The sequence below is a fragment of the Mitsuaria chitosanitabida ATCC BAA-476 = NBRC 102408 genome (genome assembly GCF_001598255.1).
In the GTDB taxonomy this organism is placed as follows: domain Bacteria; phylum Pseudomonadota; class Gammaproteobacteria; order Burkholderiales; family Burkholderiaceae_C; genus Roseateles; species Roseateles chitosanitabidus.
This window is the reverse complement of the sequence record NZ_BCYP01000031.1, coordinates 1-2,335: the sequence shown is the minus strand read 5'-3', so window position 1 is coordinate 2,335 and position 2,335 is coordinate 1. Positions and strand designations below refer to the sequence as shown.

Below are 2,335 nucleotides of genomic sequence, written 5' to 3'. Positions count from 1 at the left end.
GGCACGGTGGCCGTGTCCGGCCTGGAGACAGGCGCCAAATGGGACTACAGCTTGGACAGCGGCACGACCTGGAAGTCGGGCATCGGCTCTTCGATCGCCGCCAGCGACCTGAGTGAAGGCATCAATCACATCACCATTCGCCAGACCGACCCTGCTGGCAATCAGGCGTCGAAGACCATCGACGTCGTGAAGGATACGCAGGTGGTGGCGCCGACGGTGGCATCGAGCAATGGTGCCAATCCGATCAACAGCACTGGCTCGGTGGCTGTGTCCGGCCTTGAGACCGGCGCCAAGTGGGACTACAGCCTGGACAGCGGTGCGACCTGGAACCAGGGCACCGGCTCGTCGATCGCTGCGAGTGCACTCGCCGAGGGCACGAACCGCATCACCATCCGCCAGACCGATGTTGCGGGCAACCGGGCGACGACCAGCGTCGATGTGGTGAAGGACACGCAGGTCGCCGCTCCTTCCCTGAAGGTATCCAACGACACCGGCACTTCGACGACCGACAGGCTGACCTCGGATGCCGCCATCGACGTGTCCGGCATCGAGGCGGGTGCCAAGTGGGACTACAGCCTGAACAACGGCAGTACCTGGACGCCGGGTACCGGCTCGAAGATCGAGAGCAGTGCGCTGGCCGAGGGTTCCAATCACGTCATCGTCCGCCAGATCGACTTGGCCGGCAATCAGTTGACGAGCAGCATGGACCTGGTCAAGGACACCAAGATTGCCGCGCAGACCCTCACGCTGCCCAGCTCGAGCGATGGTGCCTCGGTCGCGCCGGACGAAGCGGGGGCCGTGTATGTCGTCGCCGTCAGTGCCGGCCCCATGGCGTCGTTGGCAGTTCTCGATGCGCTCGCGACGGACAAATGCCATCGTCTCGAGGTCGGGAGCGCCGGAGCCACCATCGACCTGTCCAATCTGTCCGGCCTGGCGGATGGGTACTACCAAGTCGTGGTCAGCGACCGGGCCGGGAACCTGACCACCGCCAGTGCAGCGAACGGCGTTGCCGCCTTGCAGGTGGAAGGCCAGCGCGCGGTGCGCGGTGCGCTCTTGGGCACCGGCGATGACGACGTCCTGACGGCGCCGAGTGGCAACCTGTCCCTGGTGTCCGGAGACGGCTACGACACCTTCAAGTTCACCACCGGGACCAAGGGCGTGTACCTCATCGACTTCGAGTCCGGCAAGGATCAGATCGACATGCGGGATCTAGGCTTGTCAAACGTGTCGAGTCGCTCCTTCCAGCGAGGGACCTACGAGGGGCAGGCGGCCATCCTTGTGGATACGGACAGTCAATCGGATTTCTTGAATCCTGAGATCGTCCTGATCACCTCGGTCACGGCGCGCATCCCGATCCAGTGGGCCGACGGCTCCTACATCTTTGTGGCTTGACGAAGCGCACTTTCAATAGGACGTCGGTCGCTCACATCGCCCCGCCTCGCGCGGGGCGTTTCGCTTTTCGTCGGGCACCGGTCCGCGGGAGGCGGACAGCCCAGCTCGACCTCATTTGATCGGGATGCGGGACCTATCAGAACGCGGGGCCTGCATGGCTCAAATGAGGGATCTGATCTCTGGTTTCTGACTCATTGAGGTCATGGAGCTCGAAGCTCCTGACTTCGACACTGCGGCCATCCTTTACAAGCTCGGGAGCCGCCATGACTTCGATCCTTCTGTCGCAAAACATGTCGTCCGGGTCCGGGCCCGGATCTGTTGCCAATCCGGTGCGCAGGGCCGTGCACGGCCCCTCTCGGGCCGCATCTCATGCCCCCAAGCGGATGCTCGACGAGAAGGGCGATCCGCGACTGACGCAGGATCCGTCTTCAGACAGCGAGGACCCCTCGACGGAGAAGACCGATGAGAACGGCGCTGCTGTTCTGGCAACCACGTCCGCATCGGAACAGGCGATCGCCGAAGGCATCACGACGGTCGCCGGCGCGTCCGGCGCGGGCGCGACAGGCATCAGCCTGACGACCGTAGGGATGGGAGCGCTGGGCCTGATCGGTCTGGTCGCGGCGGCTGGAGGCGGCGGCAACGACGCGAAGGAGCGTGCGCAGGTGCCGCAGTCGCCTGGTTCGTCTTCCGGTGGTGATGCCTTCCCGTCCCGCGTCACAGTCCCTACCTCGGATGGCACTCCGATCAACGGCCAGGGTTGGGTGCCGATCTCCGGCGTGCTGCCGGATGCCGAGTGGGAGTACAGCCTCGACGGTGGCAAGACCTGGCACAAGGGTCATGGCGCAGGCGTGCCGGCGAGCGAACTTGCCGAGGGGCGCAACTCGATCACGGTCGTTCAGACCGACAAGAGCGGCCATCGCAGCGAGCCGGTGGTGGTCGAAGT

The 2,335-nt window shown here is 64.8% G+C and carries 1 protein-coding gene and 1 pseudogene; both read left to right on the top strand.

Features of this window, described 5'->3' with window-relative positions:
* Window positions 1-1,392 (top strand): annotated as a pseudogene (locus tag MCHT01_RS26845) (hypothetical protein); the annotation flags it as partial.
* A 263-nt stretch (window positions 1,393-1,655) separates the two neighbouring features.
* Window positions 1,656-2,335: hypothetical protein (locus MCHT01_RS19300; protein WP_148661618.1), on the top strand; the 680-nt coding region annotated here is incomplete at its 3' end.